Below are 16,689 nucleotides of genomic sequence, written 5' to 3'. Positions count from 1 at the left end.
ACTGCTTTTGAAGTGAACCCCGAAAGCGGGACACATATCAAAACACCTAAACCATCTGTTCCCTAAATTCTTTAGGGGATAGGTGGTTTAATTTTTCTTGAATTCGCACACAATTGTAGTAATGAATGTATTCTAGCACAATCTTTCGCACAGTTGTGTTGGATACTTTTGTTATCTTTTTTGAGTAGAGAGCTTCACTTTTTAAATGACCAAAGAAGCTTTCCATGACGGCATTATCATGGAAATTTCCTCTCCGGGACATGCTGGTGATAATGCCGTTTTCTTTGGCACATGCTTGAAATTCCTTCGCTGTATAAATACTCCCTTGATCCGAGTGAAGGATGACATCTTTTACTTTTCGTCCTCTCATTGCTTGTTTTAATGTCTTCATGACTAATGTCAGTGTTTGTGACTCACTGACGACATAACTAATAATTTCACGATTAAAGGCATCCATAATCGTTGATAAATACAAGGTACGCTCCCAAAATAATAAGTAAGTCACATCTGTAAACCACTTTTCATTTGGGGCTGATGCTTCAAATTGACGTTCCAATCGATGAGGAGCTACCACTGGTTCCGCACCATTCATATATTTCTTTTTCTTTCGACGCACCTTTGAGAGTATATGATATTGTCTCATAATCCGTAATACTTTTTTATGATTCACACACAGTCCCATTTTTCGAAGAGTGGCGGCCACTCTTCGATATCCATACCGTAATTTATGCCTAAGACAGACGGCCTTTATCTTCTCTTCTATATCATCTTTAAGACGTTCCGTTCGTTGTAACCAGCGATAAAATGTGGAACGGGGTAATTCTAATACGCTACATAATTCTCTTACAGTTATTTTTGTTTTTACATCTCTCCATAAAGTAACTACAGTTTCTGGTTTCAACTCCTTTCGATTTCCAGATACTTTCCCCATACAAGTAATTTTGTTTTTAAATGTTTATTTTCTAAACGTAGTTGTTCTAATTCACTTAGCTCTTTTGGCCCTTTTCCATAAGAATATTGTTTTCCTACAGGTTGTTGAAAACGATACGTTTGATCTGTACGATACCATTTCATCCATGTCTTAATTTGGGAAACATTTTTAATACCGAGCTTCTCCATAATGTTGTGATTTGAATAACCATCCTTTTTCATTTCAATCACTTTCCACTTTATTTCTTCTGGGTAATGAACTCTTGTCTTCAAACGAAAAACACCTCCATTGAATTTGCATACTTAGTATGCGAATTCAGGAGGTGTTTTTTTCATGTACCACTATTCGGGTTCACTTCATTTTCAAGAAAAATTTGGGGCTTTTTTTGTTTTGGTGGCGTTTATTCTTCTTAAGTTGATGGATGTGTGGTGCTACCCCATGGTCATCAAGTTAAAATTTTAATGGACCAGCAATTAGGGGGATTTTATTTTGTTAGCTTGATAGTGATAGGATACAGCCAACATTTCGGAAGTTTTGTATGCTAGACGAATTTCAACCTAATAAAGTCGAATTCCGGTACGTTAAGTGCAGTGATATTTCATTCACATAATCCGTATTATCTGAAGTTAATAAAGTCTGTTACACTCTCTTCTTTAGGAATGTTTCCATAATATCCTTCTTGAATCTTTCATAATCAAACTGAAAAGCTACATTATGTGTTTTATAGCCTGGATTAGTAACAAAACGAAAGTCTGCAATGCTTTGACCAAATCCCTCCCCTTGATCAGGAATGACTTTAATGGGTACCCTTGAAAGACTAACAGCCTCTTGATTCAGCAAATACCACACTGTTACAAAATCATGCATAGGACTTCCACTTATACCAGGATTAGACTTAGAATAGAAATTATAATAATAATCTAACATAGGTTTGATGATGAGTCCTGCAAGATCCTGTGTATTCCGATGAAACTCATCTATTTTCTGAACCATTTCGGGTGTAACAATCGCATGTTGAGTCACATTTAAAGGAATAATTGTCAACTTCTTCGCATACTGCAGAATTAAGTTTGCTGCATAAGGGTCTGCGTAAAAGTTAGCTTCAGCCACGGCAGTTACATTACCTGGATAGAAAAAAGCTCCCCCCATGCAAATACATTCTTTAACATTTCGCATTGTTTCTAAATTCAATACAAAAGTCGTAGCTAGCGAAGAAAGTCTTCCTAAATTGATAATTGTAAGATCTTCTAAATTTGATTCTATAATTTGATAAATATCATTTAAAGGATAAACTGGATATGAAATTTCTGGGGGAATGATAGGTCCTAATCCGACTTTTCCATGTACCTCAGGGAAATACTGAATCAATATACCTGTCAACGGTACAGAAGCACCAAGGAATACAGGTATCTCTTCTCTTCCCGCAATGTACTTCAAATAGTTAATATTTCTTATTGCATTTTCTCTTGATACATTTCCATAATCGGCTACAATTCCTACAAGATGAATGTCTTTACGAAAAAAGGTATACAGTATAGCAAACGCATCATCAATCCCCAAATCTGTAAACAGGAGAACCTTTTTTTGCATATCTCTTCCTCCCAAATCTATAGAATTCTACTTTCACTAATGATGTAGTGATCAGACTAAGCTTGTATGTATATATTTTATGTATTCTTAAAGAGTGGATTCTATTCACTTGAAATAGCTTTGCTCATCTAAATTTGATATTATGTCAAGGGTTCTGTTGCAAAGTTTCTTAACAGAGAAAAAGTTGGTATGATTGCAGATGGGTTTTATTCAATCGTTAGTAATTGTTGTAATTCATTATACGTCGAAAAAACGAAGTTTGGTTGTTGCAAACTTCGTTTTCGTTTATATAGAGCATGAACGGTTTCAATACCTTTCAAGGGACGTGAAGCATGACGAAGGCTTTGAAATCCTGTGGATTTGGCAAAACGCCTTTTTACATGTCTATGGTCTTGTTCAATGAGATTGTTCAAATGTTTGACTGTACAATGAGTTGTACGTCTATAAAAACCTTGTTCTTTTAATTTGTTAAACGCGCAAAGTAGCGCTGGGGCTTTGTCCGTTGTAAGAACCGTTGGTTCTCCAAAAGCCTTCACCAATCTTTTCATAAAGGCATATGCTGCCTGATGATCTCTTGTTTTTCGAAGTTGAATATCCAATGTATATCCATCCTTATCGATCGCACGATATAAATAACGCCATTTTCCTTTCACTTTTATATAAGTTTCATCTAATTTCCACGATGATTGTACCTTTTTGTTTTTCTTTTTCCAGATTTGATAGATCAAATTTCCATATTCATGGACCCAACGCATAATAGTTGTTGGATGAACCGATATGCCACGCTCTCTCAAAAGTTCAGATACATCGCGATAGCTTAAAGAAAAACGACAATAGTAGCCGATGGCTACTAAAATAATATCTTTCTTAAATTGTTTTCCTTTAAAATATCTCATTTGTGATTCTCCTCGCTCTGTTTTGAAAAAGTTTAGCTTACTTTTAAAAACTTTGCAACAGAACCAGACCGATTATATCAGAGGCAAAATAAAAAGCAAATCCTTTTGGCTACGCCAACCGAAATTCATCTCCCACCTATCGTTGGGCTACGCTCTTCACACGCTTGAGGAAGGAGAATTCTTTCGGGGAATACGTTAAACTCGGGAAAAAACAAATTACGTTAGGTATAAAGTGCCAACAAGATTTTGTGATGAAGCCGCACTATAAAAAGTGGATTAAAACGGATACGATTCCGTCCTTACAAAAGCATTTAGCTGATTCTTTTTGGGCGGATAAAAATATTGCAATTGGTAGGAGATTATTAGGATTGGCGCTCCTGGACTAATGATTCAAAAATCTATGTAGAAAGTAAAGAGATGAAAAAAGTGATGCAATCATAATGCATCACTTTTTTAAATAAATACGGGGAGTAGCTCTTACGATTCAGTAAGTTTGTTCGGCTGCCTTCTACCCTTCCCACTCTTGTTTCATGACTTTCAAATAGAGTTCCTCAAACTCTTTAAAATGGACACGAAAAGCACCTAATGTATCGATATAAGCAGAAATCACATCTTCTTTATCAAAATGGATACCTTCCTTTGCTAATTCATAGCTATCATCAAGGCTGTATAAATCAAAATATTCCTCTTCCCAATACACACCTCTGTTTACTAGTAAACGAGTGGAACAAGTAATAGCTCGTTTAACATTCCATTTCTTTTTATTTAGCTTTTCATTTATGACAGAAAGGAGGATGTTTACCGAGGTTTTCTCATTAACTGTGCGACTATATGACAGTAAAGCCGATTCTATACATACCATTTTTGCTGTAGACATTAATGATATCTCCATAATTTCATAAGGCGGGTGGTCATTTGTTTCAATCAATCTATCGCACCATGAAATAACTTCCTCCCTGTTCCATAGTCCGCAGCCTAGTCCTAATGCATACAAGTGGGCTAACTTTTGATAGGATTCCATTATGTTTCACCTTCCTTTTAACTTTTTTAGAGGGATCACAAGCATCTTGGAAAAAATCATACTTAGCAGAAAAATACAATAAGCTGCCCAAATGGACAGCTTATTTGAATCATGATCGCTAGTAAAAATCTATTTAATACTCTACTTGTGAGCTTTTTCTTTGTTCCGACGAACAAACCACCAAACCATAGCTAGAAGTAGGAGGGGGAGCGGTAATACCTGAATAAAGAAAAATACTTTCCAAAAATCGAGCATCGTACTACCTGGGGAAGCTGTTGCCATCCCACCTATAAAAAAAGACACTGGAATGGCAAGTATATTTATCCCTAAACTGATCATTATGAATGATAGATTTTTATTCCTGATTACTGGTAATGCAGCCACAATAAATAAAACCAATGCACTACCAAGTATAAGAAACAGTGCTCCAAAATAAAATACAAAATGTAAAATAAATTTCATAATAGGCTCCATTATAGCCCTCCGTGGCTTTCATTCTACCAATTACACTTATGTCATATAGATAGCCAGGATACTGAAAATCAGTAACATACATCTTCAAACATATTAGTTTCTCTTTAGGGGCTTTCTCAGTATCTTCTACTCCTGATTTCGTATTAGAGTAACGAGCTTATTTACTTCCATTTTTATACTCAATTACTTTCGCTTCTTCGCTTTTTCAATGTTACCTCTTTCATCGGCCATACGTAAAGTATCATCTTTGAGAGACTTCAATGTTAAGGTTAAGTTCGGTGGGTAATCGTCCTCGTCTTTTTTCTTACCGCCTTCTATATACTCTTTGATTGATAGGGTTATTTGTTTCTTGTTTCCATCGTATGACCATTTTCCTGCTGCATAGTTTTTCTTCTGTTGTTCTTTGTCTTCACTATCATACATGGTCATAGTACCGTCTTTTTTGAAGTCTATACTAAAAGTAAACTTTTCAAATCTATAAAAATCCCACACTCCTACTAACTCTTTGCCGTTAGTAGATAGTTCAATAATTCCATCGTTAGGGTCAGGAACTGAATCATCATCAATATAGGTTTTATTGACAGAATCCTTCATATCCTTTTTCATCTTATCAAGTGCTTTTTGCCTTGCGTCAGGGTACTTCTCGTCTATCTCCTCAAATAGTCCAAACCACATATAAATCCCGTTTTCTATACTCTCCGTACCTTTTTCTACAACTTCTTTCATTTTTGATGTACTGTACGTATTATCTTCATATTTTTTAACTGCATCTTCTACTGTAAGTAAGTTTCCTTTAATATCTTCTACCCCTCTTAGGATGGCATCCTCGTAGTATTCTTCAAATTTGGAAGGTGGAGTTAGGTTTGCAAATTCGTTTACATCATTCTTAACTATTCTTATTTGGTCTAATACCCGAAATATGTGATCTTTATCTCCTGTAAATAATAAATTGTTTCTCTTCTCTAGTTCCTTAACTTCATATTGAATGTTTACAAATAGTTCATATAAACGATACGGATACTCTTTTTCGGATAGTTTTACCATCTTCTTATCTGCTTTGTCTACTTCGTCTGTAGGATACCCCTCTACATCGTTATCGTATCCTGACTTGTTTGTTTCTGGTTTACTTTCTCTACTATATGACTCAGCTTTAACTTCAGCCTTCTTTTCAGGCTTATTCTTCTTCTCTTCTTTTTCAGTTTTAATTGTAGCTAATGCACCTCTTAGTTGTCTTTCAATCTCTTCATCGCTATAGCGCAAACGCTTCATGTCTTCTACCATTTTATCTGCTTTAAATTCTTTATCTACCAGTCTATACTCTGACTGTGTAAGTCCATATGTTTCTGTTGTACAACCTGCCAGCAAGAAACTTACACTTAGCCCTGCTAATGCAATACCCTTGAATGATTTATTCATCTTCATTTCAAATATAGCCCCTTTTTTCTTTTCTATATCCATAGACAGTCCATTATGTTCGTTTTCATGATATGTATTGTCTGCTGCTCCCGTTTAAGTGTTAGGTTTCATTTCGTCCTTCTCAATTACAAAAAGGACATACCTATGCATATAGCCGCTAACAGAATATATCCTTATATTATTTTATAGTGAAATAAATACTGGGTCAAAGTAATTTTACGAAAATTATACAAAAAAGGAATAAATTATCGATTACTCAGTAATGTATGATTTGGTACAAAGAAAAAAAGACAAGAAAATTTTGCAATGCAGTAGCCTCGGCTATCTTTGAAGAGAATATTTTAACGTATGTGTAAATTAAGTGGAATCACGTTGGCATACCCAGGAATAAAAAAAAGGACCTCTTACGGAAAGATAAGAGGCCATCAAGTAGATAAAAATGTTGTATTTGAAACACGCGCTGTTTCTACTTCAAATCACAACATATTATATTCACATATTAAATATAAGAATTATGAGTAGAAAGAATATTCCCCTACAAAATCTTCCTTGAATTATGGTAATATTAGGTGATTATCATTGTGAAATGGATTGACATTTTCACTATAGGGGGATGTAGGAGTGAAACGGGAATACATATTTTTAGGGTGTTTATTCATTGTAATTGTGATGTTTTTTATGTTTAATAAGACGGATGTCTACGGAGAATACAGTACAGATGGTAAGCCTCGTTATAATATTAAAATTATGGATAATGATAAGGCGAAATTAATTATTGATAATCAAATTGTTACTGTCAATTATGAAGAAAAAAATGATCGATTCGAACTTGTGCAAGATGATGTCTATCGTGTCTATCGGGAAGGTGTCACGGAAGTGTATTTCGAACCACAGAAAGATGACAAATTGCTATACAGCGTAATACAAAATGGTGAAAAAGTTACAATTGGTGAATATAAAAAAATTGAGGGTAGCAATGGAGACAGTGAAGAACCTAGTGTATTTTGGTTAACAATTAAATCCATGTTTTACGGACTTATTATTTTTGGTGTAATTATGGCAATGTGGATATTTATCTTTTCTTATATAAGAAAAAAGAACGATTATTCGGGATAATACTTTTAAGCAAAGTATGTGACGAGAAAAACATACTTCAAAAAACACACGGAATGCCAATTTGGAACCGTGTGTTTTCTTCTGTTATCCTATTTCTTTTTCAACACCGTGATTGTAACGATGGATGGTATCCTCTGTAAATTGATGAACAATTGTAGCGAGTTCTTGTAATTTCTCTTCCGTTACCCCATTAATAAACAGAACGAAATTGCTATCGGATTCTGAGTCTGTTGGGATGGAACCAATTGTGATTTTATATTCTTTCGTTTCTGTTACTTTTTCTTCGTACGACTTCTTCACTTCATACTGATATTTTTCTAGACGTACAAACATATCTCGCCAGAATAGATTAGCAATTTCCGTTTGATGATACCAGACTTTTCGGAAATAATCAGGAATACTTCTTGTATGTTCTAATAAGTATCCCTCTTTTTTTGTCGGATGATTGCGAACCAAAATGCGACGCGTTTCCTGGCGTACTTGTAGTAAAACGTCATAGTAAAAATACATCATGTCTCTTGTCGATGTAGCAGGTTCCCCTTCTTGAAACGGCACCATCGAACCGTTTTGAAATGTTACTGACGTATCTCCTAGATTCCATGTATATGTTTGCAAATTGTAGTCCCCTTTCGTGCCTGTGTTATGTTTAGTACAGACTCCCCGCTTCTAAAAAAATAGTAACGTACAAACGGAAAATGTTGGAGTTTGACGAGTGGGAGAAATAGAATTTCTTTATCACCTCCGTTCTTTCTTCTGTATGATAGAAAAAACGTAGAAAGGTTGATGAAGATGCGTATTACATTTTCATATATTCCAACTAGCTACTGGCCAATTGATAAAACAGAGGAAGAACAGATTGATGTGTTTGGTGTTGTAGAACTCACAGGAAGCATCAGTGGGATGAAACAAGAGCTACAATATCAGGTGAACGGCAGACATTTGTTGATCAAGTATCCAATGTAAAAGAATGCAAAGCTTGTTATCAAGCGGGATTCCGCCCCTATGGACAGCATTTTTCCTGGGAACAAACGGAACTGTTATTACACCGATTAGGTAGCATCTGTATGACGATCCATATCCCCACGAAACCGAGTTATATGATTTAGGACGATAATGTGTTACTGCAAAAATCAAATGAGATATACGAGTATCAAAAAGGCATTCTGCTCTAAAAAGACCCTGCCTTTTATTAGTCCCCTTCCTTTTCAAGTCTGTATGTTAGTAATGTGGCTACATGAATGCTGTGTACAATACGAACAAATGGGAGTGTCGTTGATATGCAAACACGAATCTTTCAAACAAAAAACGGTTCCATGTTACGTATTACAAACAAAAAGTCCGCAGTTATTTTTGAAATTGAGAAAGAAGAACGTAATAACGAGTATACATTCACTTTTACGTTTACTCCTGAGGACTTTGCTGCATTATTCTCATACTTAGAACAAATTGCAACGGATACTTGGGGGAATATAAGGCCAAAAGAAGCATCGTCCTTAGGTGCTGATTATGATAGAGAACTTGATAATAATGGGTATCTTTGGATCACAAAAAACAAAGTATCTATTAAAAGGCCCTCATTAGATAATGTAAGATTGTATCAATTTAACAAGGGAAAAATGGAGTTCTTTCTATTTGATTTTAGAAAATTAGTACGCGTAGTAGAATGAAAGATATTTGGAGTATCATCATAAGAAATTAATTCATAGCAAAAACCACAAAATGACATACTTGTGGTTTTTCTTTAATTTACATTTGTTTAGGGGCGTTCCATACCAAACATTTGTTGTTTTTTTGGACATAAAGACGTACATATACACCACGAAATAGAAACTCCCTTCGAATTGAAAACATATTTGTGGAAATACAGTAGTGCTAGGTACGTGTTTTTTCGGAAACATTCTGGGCAGAATAATGACAAAGTTTTTCTATTGGAGGGAATACAATGCCACTACAAAATGGTTATGGGGTAATTATTGGAAGTGTGCACAAACATTATATTGAACCGCCTGATGAAGAAGGAAGATGGCCTCATTATCTTATATTTGTTAACAATTCCGCTGGTATTTATGAGTGTGCCGTTAATTTGAAATCTCGAACTAATATTAAAATAGAATATAAACATATTGATCATCTAGACAAAAACAAGTTTGAGAACATCATTACCTTACAAGACGGATTTTACCGTTTAGCATCAGATGCAGATTCAGGCGCAATGGATGTGATTCGTCACAAAGGTGTACTTGGTCCCCATCCCTGGGTACCCGAAAATGGGAATAACGTAATTGAGCTAATGGAAGCTTGTTTAAAAGGTGTAAAAAGAGTGTATATTTTCGGAGAACCGTTCGATGTAGGACTTGGTGTACACAACGTTCATATGAATCAAGGTGATCCATTGGACAGTAGCTATTCTAAAGAAAATGGCATTTGGCAAGATGGTGCAGTTATGTTCGAATATGATAGTTCTCCATCGAGTTATGCAATACTCCTAACAAAATTTCAAACACAGCGCTTACAAACCGATGATGCAGGCCATCCTATAGGATCACCTACGAAAAATTAGTTAAGTAAAGCGTTGCCAATTGTTACACTCTCTTATGAAAAAGTAAACAAGAATCCTGGCGCGCCACTATTATGTAAACGAACAATTGGCTCCATAACAAGAAAAAACGTTATTCATCTTTGTGAAAACACGGAAAGGATAACGTTTTTTGTATGCGAAACCTTACAGTACAAATTCTAGACTGTTGTTTCGCTTACTGATTGACGTACTTGTAATGCTTCCAATCCTATGTTTGTCCCCGAAACACAGGGAATATTCTGAAATTTGTTGTTAATTGTAGAAATTCTACAATAATTACCGAATTCTATTGTGTAACCTTCTTATAGTTCGAAAATTCTAATTTGAGTAAATTTAAAGAAAATGATATATTGATTTCGGGATGATAACCCAATTACTGGATGTTACCCTAATACCTGTAAGATAACTGGAACAATGTCGGATATACGGGAGGAATTAAACATGAATAAGTTATGTTCATTCGCTTTGATGGGCGCCTTAACCTTTTCAAGTCTTATCGTTTTAGACAGTACGGTACCTGATAAAGCGAGAGCTGAAGTTAATGCAATTAAACAAGTTTCACCTGTTGTAGATGATTGGCCATGGCAAACGTTTTTCTTATTGCATCACAATGCGGACTATCTGCAAGAGTTAGCCCCTGGTACGTTAAAGCAAGGTGGTACGTTTGATACGACGGTGTATACGGGCGGAAAAGATGTGGGTGTTGTAAAGATTTATCGTCTGATTGGAGATGGTGAGTTGCAGCGCTACAAAACCATTTCTGCAAGTGAGGCTGGACACCACTACTATTCTAAGTTCACTACACCGATCACAACGGTTTACACACCAGGTACATATGTGGCAGTGCTAAAAGTGGACAATTCGTATTATTATGGTGGTTCTTTCCAAATTACAAAGTAAAACATGTAGGTATATTTGTCTGAAACGCACTCAATTATGGTGCGTTTTTTGTTAACTGACTAATCTAATGACCACATGGGTAGTCAAAGCCTATTATAGAAACGGAGTTGAATGCGATGAAAGCCGTAACAGTCAATGCGGATGCCACAGTTGGCATTTTAAAAGGAATGACAGGATGTGTCATTAGTTATGATGCGGATTCTGGGATGGCCGAAATCGAATTGGATCCATTTAAAACTGTTATGATTCGGTCTGTGTTTCTATCGCAATAAGATTTGTATAAGATTATTTTATAATTTTATATTTGATTTTTATAGTAACTCAATATATTCTAGAATTAGAACTGAGTTACATTTTTAGAAATCATCACCAGGAGAATCTGCAAACGTGCGGGTTCTTTTTTATAACATAACGCCAAAAAGTAGAGGTGAAACGAATGGGAACTTTAAAGTCTTTAAAACGTGACGTATATATTTTCATCGCGAGTTTATTTTATTTTTCTGTCATCTTCATTTCAATACTTATTATGGACAGTAAATTTAACTGGTTAAGCTTTATACTTGCTTTGCTATCTCTCTGTGCCTTGATCTTAACTATACAAGATATAAAAAATAAGAATTACAAGATAAAATAAAAAAACATCCTATTTAGATGCTTTTCTATCGCTTTTATAGAATATTGACGCCCATGACCATGCAGCTACCAAATATAATACATAGTAAACCTAAAAATATTAAAAACTCTGGCAGATCGAAGTGATCGAGTAGCGCACCTATTAATAATCCAAAGGGGTAGACTACAATTTGGATCCAGCTTACGCCCCCTGCTTTCTTTATTTCTCGGTATGACACAATGCTGACAATTAAAATTCCTAACACAATCAAACCTATCCCTATCATCATCCATCTATTCACCCTTTTTCAAAACTATGCCATTTAGTTTTTCACATTCATATACTGCTCTTTTACACGCGCCAGTAGATCCCTCAGTTTATTCTCTGCAGGATGTTCTTGATTTTCTGGTACTTCTCTGCCATTGGATGAAAAGTTTTGTGAGCATGCACTAGGTGTAACTTCCAAATTTGCATATGGGAAAGTGTGATCATTTTCTTCACCAATGTTTTCAGTTGTGCTTCCATTTGAACCAACGCGGATGCAACTCTCGTCAAGTTTGGTACGCTTCCCTTCCTTGTTGACCGTGTAATAAGTATCGTTGACTGTCCCATATTTCATATTAGCTGTAGATGTTACGGCTGTTACGGCTGCAGAAAATGTGACGACACGAAAACCATCTTCTTCTGGCAATAACTCAGCTCCTGGTACGTTGTATAGAACCAGAAGGTCTCCTTCGTACGCTTCAGGAATGAGATAGATCGTATCTGTGGTGTCTTTTCCGAATCGGATACAACCGCTTAAAAGAATCATAAAAAAGATTCCGAAATACATTATAACTTTTCTCATAGAGTCTCTCCCGTTATTTGTAAGGATGGTATAGTATGTATTATATAATGCAATATATTTCCTTGGATAGAATAATTTTCTAGTTTATAGACGGCTTTTCTATTTCCATATGGGAGATTTGAATCAGAGGATGATCGTAACGAAGAGAAATGGAGTGAATAGATGAACAGACGTTTTGAATTAACATATGAAAATAAGATTTTGAGGAGAATAATGACTACCGTAAGCATTGTCATACTTTTTTTCATTGCAACTGGTTGTGATTCTGGCCAAAATGATGCAAAGAATGTTAAGGAAATTCCGCTTAACAGCAAATTAGATTCCCTTATTTCAGAAAGTATCATCGACTGGAATCAAAACAAATTAAATGATACAGAAAAACAATTTGAGACGCATTTAATCTATGGAACTGAGATGAAGGATGAAAAAATGTATGTCTACCTTCATTCCCTCATGCAAGGATATAATCATGAAACGCAGACTGTTTCTCAAGCAGGACATTTACATCCAGTTCGTGTGACGGTTACGAAAAATGGGGATGATTACATCATTGAAGATTACCGTGAACCTGGCGATGGTGCAGAAAATGAGCCTACATTACGCAAAATGTTTCCGAAAAAGTATGCGGATCAAGCACTCACTATCTCAAATGAAACAATACAATCATTAGAATCCCGCATGCAAGAATCCGTTTCTAAGTGGCTGGAAGAAACCAATAATGAGAGACATTAGCAATTATAACGAGTAAGCTTTCACATTTGTTCCTCATATCGTAAAATAGGAAGGGGATTTTTTCGGAAAAATTATCCAAATATAAAACTAGAAACGTAGGAGAATAACAACATGAACAGTCTTTATCATAAACAACCTAGTAGTATATTTAGTGTAATCACTAGTATATTTTTTATTTGTATGGCTTACATAGGTTTAGCTTATAGTGCTCTTCCATTTAAGTTTACGTTTTTAGCGCTAGCTGGTGTAATAGCTTTATATTTGAACTATGGCTTTTACGGCATTCAGTCCGCTTTTGGTCCCCTACAAAAAGGGGCAACGAAAATCATTGTAATTGGACTCATATGGATTATCATCCAAACTTGGGTTATTGCATTTTTAGTACAATTTGTTTTTCATTTTCCAGTTGCTACGAATGGAAAAACTACTATTTTTGTAGACAACACGCCACTCCAATTTGTATATCACCTGGTGAAAATTATATGCAGTTTGATTGGGGAAGAATGTTTAATTTTAGTTCCATCTATCCTGGGGATATACTTTTTGAAAAAACAAGGGGTAAGCAAAAAATGGTCGATGATTCTCATAACACTTGTTGGCGTATTTTTGTTCGGTATGGCGCATTACTCTACCTATGAGGGGAATTTAATTCAAATTCTTTTCGTAATTGGTCTAGGAAGACTGCCTTTCAACTGGATTGCATTTAAAGCCAATTCCATATGGGCAAGCGCAATTGCTCATATCCTTTTTGATCTACCACTGCTCCTGGTTGCATTGTTAGTTACACCTAATTAAAATTAAAAATAAGAGCACAAAACAGTCATAAGAAAAAGCACCTAGTTGTTAGGTGCTTTTTCTTATAACTTCCAAAGTGAGTTAAACAAATCTAACGCGGATCCTCTAACTTAATTTAGCAAATGCGACTAAAGAACCCTTATCGCAAGAAAGAAAATCGTTTTTTTCGTAAAAGTGTCTTACATCTGGTGCTTCTTCGGTTAATAGTACTTTTTGACGAACTGTTTTATATTTACATAGAATTTTTTGCATGAGTTGAGAAGCTATTCCTTGGTTCTGATAAGCACGTAATACAAGAATATCTTGTATATAAATGATAGTTAATCCATCACCCACAATACGAATCAATCCCACTAATTCTTCCCCATTCCAAGCAGATATAACTTCTAAAGACAGTGAAATGGCTTGATATAGGACTTTGATATTCTCAGTATATGCATACCACTGCACATCTTTATATAATATTTCTAATTGTTCTATCTTTATATCTTTATTATTATTAAAGGTTATTGTCATTCATTCTTCCTCCTCAAACATATTATATTGAAGAGGTGTTTCGTAATTTAACCACTGCCTTACTCCTCCTTTTGATTTAGTAACGTATATTTTTGTATATAACTATTTCGACGGAATCCATCATATTCCTGTTTATTGCTCATAAGGTATCTATTACTTATCCTTGATATGTGAGCTTAAGACATTCTTTCTTTAAGTTGTTGTAAATGAATGTATTTCGAATTCAAAAAAGTACACCACTATATATAAGTGATGCACCTGATTTATTTTTAATAGCTAAGATTAAAACTATTTATGATGTTCGTAATCCTTTACAAACCGTTGATACTGTTTAGACAGTTCATACTCAATTTCATCGTACGCCATTGTACCTGCTAATTCTTTACGTGTCTCGTTTGCGATAGTAATCCACGTTTTTCCTGTTTGTTCTTCAATGTACTGAGATAACGCAATTGATTCCTTCATCTTAACGCCTCCCTGTTTGTATTAGAACTAGAGCCATTCACGAATAAAGCAAATCAACTTCCCCCCATCTAAAGTGAGCACCTTGCCCTTCCCGTTGCACATATCACAAGTTTCGAATTCTTCTTCATCAGGTGTATTCATTTGTTTCTGAGCTTGTAAATAGGCCTTTCTTGGCTCCTCTCCGCTATCACATAATTCACTAGTCAATCGTTCGATCTCTCTTCTAAACGTTTCCCACTTAGGTGTTCGCACCGTTTTATTTCATCCTCACAAATGCCAGCTAATCGTTCCAAATTCATAGATATGCCCCCTAACAAATGCGTTTTAATATCGCTTCGTGTTGCACCCTTACTACTGTGGTTATCTCTATTGTGAAGGTATTTTAAGGAGATGGTGTAAAAAAAAAGAGACAACTGTTAAATAATCTGTACCCTTTGTAAAGGACATTTTAAAAAATTTAGGCGGTATCAAGAAGATGATTTCTGTATTCAACAGGAGTCATCTTCTTTAAATTCCATTGATATCTATGCTGATTATAGTATTTCATATAGTCTTTAATTTCTTGTTTTAACTGGGAGAAAGACGTACAAGTTTTTATGTGCGCTTCATCTTTAAAGTGCCCGAAAAAAGATTCTTGAGGGGCATTATCCCAACAGTTTCCCCGTCTTGACATAGATTGTCCCAGCTTTAATTTTTTGACTAATTTTTGATAGGTAGGACTTGTGTAATGAGCTCCTTGATCTGAATGAATATAGGCCCCCTTCCGTTAATCGCACTCTCTTATTCTTCTTTAGTTTGTGAAGAGTCGTCGTTGCGATATCTAGTGTAAGTCGTTCTGAAACATGATACGACAAAATTTCATTTGTGGACCCGTCTAGAATGGTAGATAAATATCCTTTCTGATTCTTACCATAAAACAGGTATGTGATATCTGTCAGAAGTACCTTTCCAGGTGCACCTTGCCTGAATTCTCGCTTTAATTGATTCGGTACCACGAAGTGTTCTTTCGTCGCTTTCAACATTCTTTTATAGGGATTCGCTTTACGAATGGGACAGATTATCCCATATTTTTTCATGATTCTACGGATGCGTTTCAAATTGTAGACAACTTGAAATTGACCCGCCAATGTCATTTTGATTTGACGAGCGCCTTTCTTTCGGTTTTTAAATCGAAATGCCTTTAATATAATCACTTTCACCATTTCATCTTGATGCATTCTTTTCTCTCGCCTACTTTGAGAAGTAGTGGAAAAATAATTATAGTATCCAGAACGCGAAACACCTGCGATTTCACACAAATATCTCACCATATTTTTCAGGCTATATTTTTCAATAATAGAACGAATTAATAGGTACTTTTGACTAGGGTGTAACGTTATTTCTTTCCCATCCTCCCTTCCATAAGTTTGATCTTTTTTAACAGCTCATTTTCAGCTTTTAATAGGTTTCGTTCCGCTTCCAAACGTGCATATTTCTCTTCTAATGTAAGTTCTCTTTCTAGTTTTCTTCCCGAATTTTCCTTACGTGTATCCCTTAAACCAAACACACCATTTTCCTTATAGGAAGTACGCCATCTATTTCCTGATGACACAACACGTTGTATACCAATGACATCTATATCAAATCCACATTCTTCAAAAATAATACGAGGAGGTTTTCCTTTTTCATTTTCTTCAATAAAAATTTGTTTAAATTGATCTGTGTAGGTAATTCCTTTCTCACTTATAGATTTTACGTATGGATTCTTTGATAGGACTTCTATTTCTGTTTTAGTAAATAACTTTTTGGTCATTTTGAAT

21 protein-coding genes and 1 pseudogene are annotated in these 16,689 nt (G+C 35.3%); 9 read left to right on the top strand and 13 right to left on the bottom strand.

The window, feature by feature from the left end; translation table 11 throughout:
* Positions 1 to 46: 46 nt before the first annotated feature.
* The 3 genes from QCI77_RS28535 to QCI77_RS28525 form a co-directional block, all read right to left on the bottom strand.
* Positions 47 to 1,203 (bottom strand): IS3 family transposase gene (locus tag QCI77_RS28535; RefSeq protein ID WP_353825907.1). Its coding sequence is split into 2 segments (ribosomal slippage): positions 47 to 951 and positions 951 to 1,203, totalling 1,158 coding nucleotides; the frame shifts between segments, so codons are not numbered across the junction.
* 367 nt (positions 1,204 to 1,570) lie between these two features.
* On the bottom strand, positions 1,571 to 2,521 hold the full coding sequence (locus QCI77_RS28530; protein ID WP_353825906.1) for a nucleoside hydrolase: 951 nt from the start codon (positions 2,519 to 2,521) through the stop codon (positions 1,571 to 1,573).
* 206 nt (positions 2,522 to 2,727) lie between these two features.
* Positions 2,728 to 3,417: an IS6 family transposase gene (locus QCI77_RS28525; RefSeq protein WP_353825905.1), complete on the bottom strand. Its 690-nt coding sequence runs from the start codon at positions 3,415 to 3,417 to the stop codon at positions 2,728 to 2,730.
* 251 nt (positions 3,418 to 3,668) lie between these two features.
* On the opposite strand from QCI77_RS28525, the gene QCI77_RS28520 reads away from it, so the two are divergent.
* A complete protein-coding gene (locus QCI77_RS28520) occupies positions 3,669 to 3,803 on the top strand; it encodes a hypothetical protein (RefSeq protein ID WP_353825904.1) in 135 nt (44 codons plus the stop codon).
* A gap of 122 nt (positions 3,804 to 3,925) precedes the next feature.
* On the opposite strand, the gene QCI77_RS28515 is transcribed toward QCI77_RS28520, so the two are convergent.
* The 3 genes from QCI77_RS28515 to QCI77_RS28505 all read right to left on the bottom strand — a co-directional run bounded on the left by QCI77_RS28515 (position 3,926) and on the right by QCI77_RS28505 (position 6,334).
* Positions 3,926 to 4,438, bottom strand: a complete 513-nt coding sequence (locus QCI77_RS28515) for a protein kinase (protein ID WP_353825903.1) — start codon at positions 4,436 to 4,438, stop codon at positions 3,926 to 3,928.
* A gap of 141 nt (positions 4,439 to 4,579) precedes the next feature.
* Positions 4,580 to 4,900: a hypothetical protein gene (locus tag QCI77_RS28510; RefSeq protein WP_483299001.1), complete on the bottom strand. Its 321-nt coding sequence runs from the start codon at positions 4,898 to 4,900 to the stop codon at positions 4,580 to 4,582.
* Between the two features lie 195 nt (positions 4,901 to 5,095).
* Entirely contained in the window at positions 5,096 to 6,334 is a 1,239-nt protein-coding gene (locus QCI77_RS28505) for a DUF3994 domain-containing protein (protein WP_483298997.1), read from the bottom strand.
* A gap of 615 nt (positions 6,335 to 6,949) precedes the next feature.
* Here QCI77_RS28505 and QCI77_RS28500 point away from each other — a divergent pair.
* Positions 6,950 to 7,444 carry a hypothetical protein gene (locus tag QCI77_RS28500; RefSeq protein ID WP_353825900.1) on the top strand — a complete coding sequence of 165 codons (495 nt, stop codon included), beginning with the start codon at positions 6,950 to 6,952 and terminating at the stop codon, positions 7,442 to 7,444.
* An 84-nt stretch (positions 7,445 to 7,528) separates the two neighbouring features.
* Here QCI77_RS28500 and QCI77_RS28495 read toward each other — a convergent pair whose 3' ends face one another.
* Entirely contained in the window at positions 7,529 to 8,059 is a 531-nt protein-coding gene (locus tag QCI77_RS28495; protein ID WP_353825899.1) for a hypothetical protein, read from the bottom strand.
* Between the two features lie 90 nt (positions 8,060 to 8,149).
* On the opposite strand from QCI77_RS28495, the gene QCI77_RS28490 reads away from it, so the two are divergent.
* The 5 genes from QCI77_RS28490 (at position 8,150) to QCI77_RS28470 (ending at position 11,194) form a co-directional block, all read left to right on the top strand.
* On the top strand, positions 8,150 to 8,407 hold the full coding sequence (locus QCI77_RS28490; protein ID WP_353825898.1) for a hypothetical protein: 258 nt from the start codon (positions 8,150 to 8,152) through the stop codon (positions 8,405 to 8,407).
* 314 nt (positions 8,408 to 8,721) lie between these two features.
* Positions 8,722 to 9,111 (top strand): hypothetical protein, encoded by a 390-nt coding sequence (locus tag QCI77_RS28485; protein WP_353825897.1) that lies wholly within the window; start codon positions 8,722 to 8,724, stop codon positions 9,109 to 9,111.
* 275 nt (positions 9,112 to 9,386) lie between these two features.
* Entirely contained in the window at positions 9,387 to 10,004 is a 618-nt protein-coding gene (locus tag QCI77_RS28480) for a DUF2278 family protein (protein ID WP_353825896.1), read from the top strand.
* Positions 10,005 to 10,463: 459 nt separating this feature from the next.
* Positions 10,464 to 10,922 (top strand): DUF5065 family protein, encoded by a 459-nt coding sequence (locus QCI77_RS28475; protein WP_353825895.1) that lies wholly within the window; start codon positions 10,464 to 10,466, stop codon positions 10,920 to 10,922.
* Between the two features lie 116 nt (positions 10,923 to 11,038).
* Positions 11,039 to 11,194 (top strand): hypothetical protein, encoded by a 156-nt coding sequence (locus tag QCI77_RS28470; protein ID WP_353825894.1) that lies wholly within the window; start codon positions 11,039 to 11,041, stop codon positions 11,192 to 11,194.
* Positions 11,195 to 11,590: 396 nt separating this feature from the next.
* Here QCI77_RS28470 and QCI77_RS28465 read toward each other — a convergent pair whose 3' ends face one another.
* The gene (locus QCI77_RS28465; RefSeq protein ID WP_353825893.1) at positions 11,591 to 11,824 is read right to left on the bottom strand and encodes a hypothetical protein; all 234 of its coding nucleotides are present in this window, start codon (positions 11,822 to 11,824) and stop codon (positions 11,591 to 11,593) included.
* 33 nt (positions 11,825 to 11,857) lie between these two features.
* On the bottom strand, positions 11,858 to 12,382 hold the full coding sequence (locus tag QCI77_RS28460) for a DUF6843 domain-containing protein (RefSeq protein WP_353825892.1): 525 nt from the start codon (positions 12,380 to 12,382) through the stop codon (positions 11,858 to 11,860).
* 162 nt (positions 12,383 to 12,544) lie between these two features.
* On the opposite strand from QCI77_RS28460, the gene QCI77_RS28455 reads away from it, so the two are divergent.
* The gene (locus QCI77_RS28455) at positions 12,545 to 13,114 is read left to right on the top strand and encodes a peptidase M56 (RefSeq protein WP_353825891.1); all 570 of its coding nucleotides are present in this window, start codon (positions 12,545 to 12,547) and stop codon (positions 13,112 to 13,114) included.
* Positions 13,115 to 13,225: 111 nt separating this feature from the next.
* On the top strand, positions 13,226 to 13,909 hold the full coding sequence (locus QCI77_RS28450) for a CPBP family glutamic-type intramembrane protease (RefSeq protein ID WP_353825890.1): 684 nt from the start codon (positions 13,226 to 13,228) through the stop codon (positions 13,907 to 13,909).
* A gap of 105 nt (positions 13,910 to 14,014) precedes the next feature.
* On the opposite strand, the gene QCI77_RS28445 is transcribed toward QCI77_RS28450, so the two are convergent.
* From QCI77_RS28445 to QCI77_RS28430, 4 genes and pseudogenes are all read right to left on the bottom strand, one after another.
* Positions 14,015 to 14,425, bottom strand: a complete 411-nt coding sequence (locus tag QCI77_RS28445) for a GNAT family N-acetyltransferase (protein WP_353825889.1) — start codon at positions 14,423 to 14,425, stop codon at positions 14,015 to 14,017.
* Positions 14,426 to 14,713: 288 nt separating this feature from the next.
* Positions 14,714 to 14,890, bottom strand: coding sequence for a hypothetical protein (locus tag QCI77_RS28440; protein WP_353825888.1), 177 nt, complete (start codon positions 14,888 to 14,890; stop codon positions 14,714 to 14,716).
* Between the two features lie 27 nt (positions 14,891 to 14,917).
* Entirely contained in the window at positions 14,918 to 15,097 is a 180-nt protein-coding gene (locus QCI77_RS28435) for a hypothetical protein (RefSeq protein ID WP_353825887.1), read from the bottom strand.
* A 250-nt stretch (positions 15,098 to 15,347) separates the two neighbouring features.
* Positions 15,348 to 16,682: pseudogene (locus tag QCI77_RS28430) on the bottom strand (IS3 family transposase).
* Positions 16,683 to 16,689 lie beyond the last annotated feature (7 nt).

The organism is Bacillus cereus group sp. MG9, from assembly GCF_040459995.1.
In the GTDB taxonomy this organism is placed as follows: domain Bacteria; phylum Bacillota; class Bacilli; order Bacillales; family Bacillaceae_G; genus Bacillus_A; species Bacillus_A mycoides.
The sequence above is the reverse complement of the archived record's forward strand: the minus strand, read 5'-3'. Positions and strand labels throughout refer to the sequence as shown.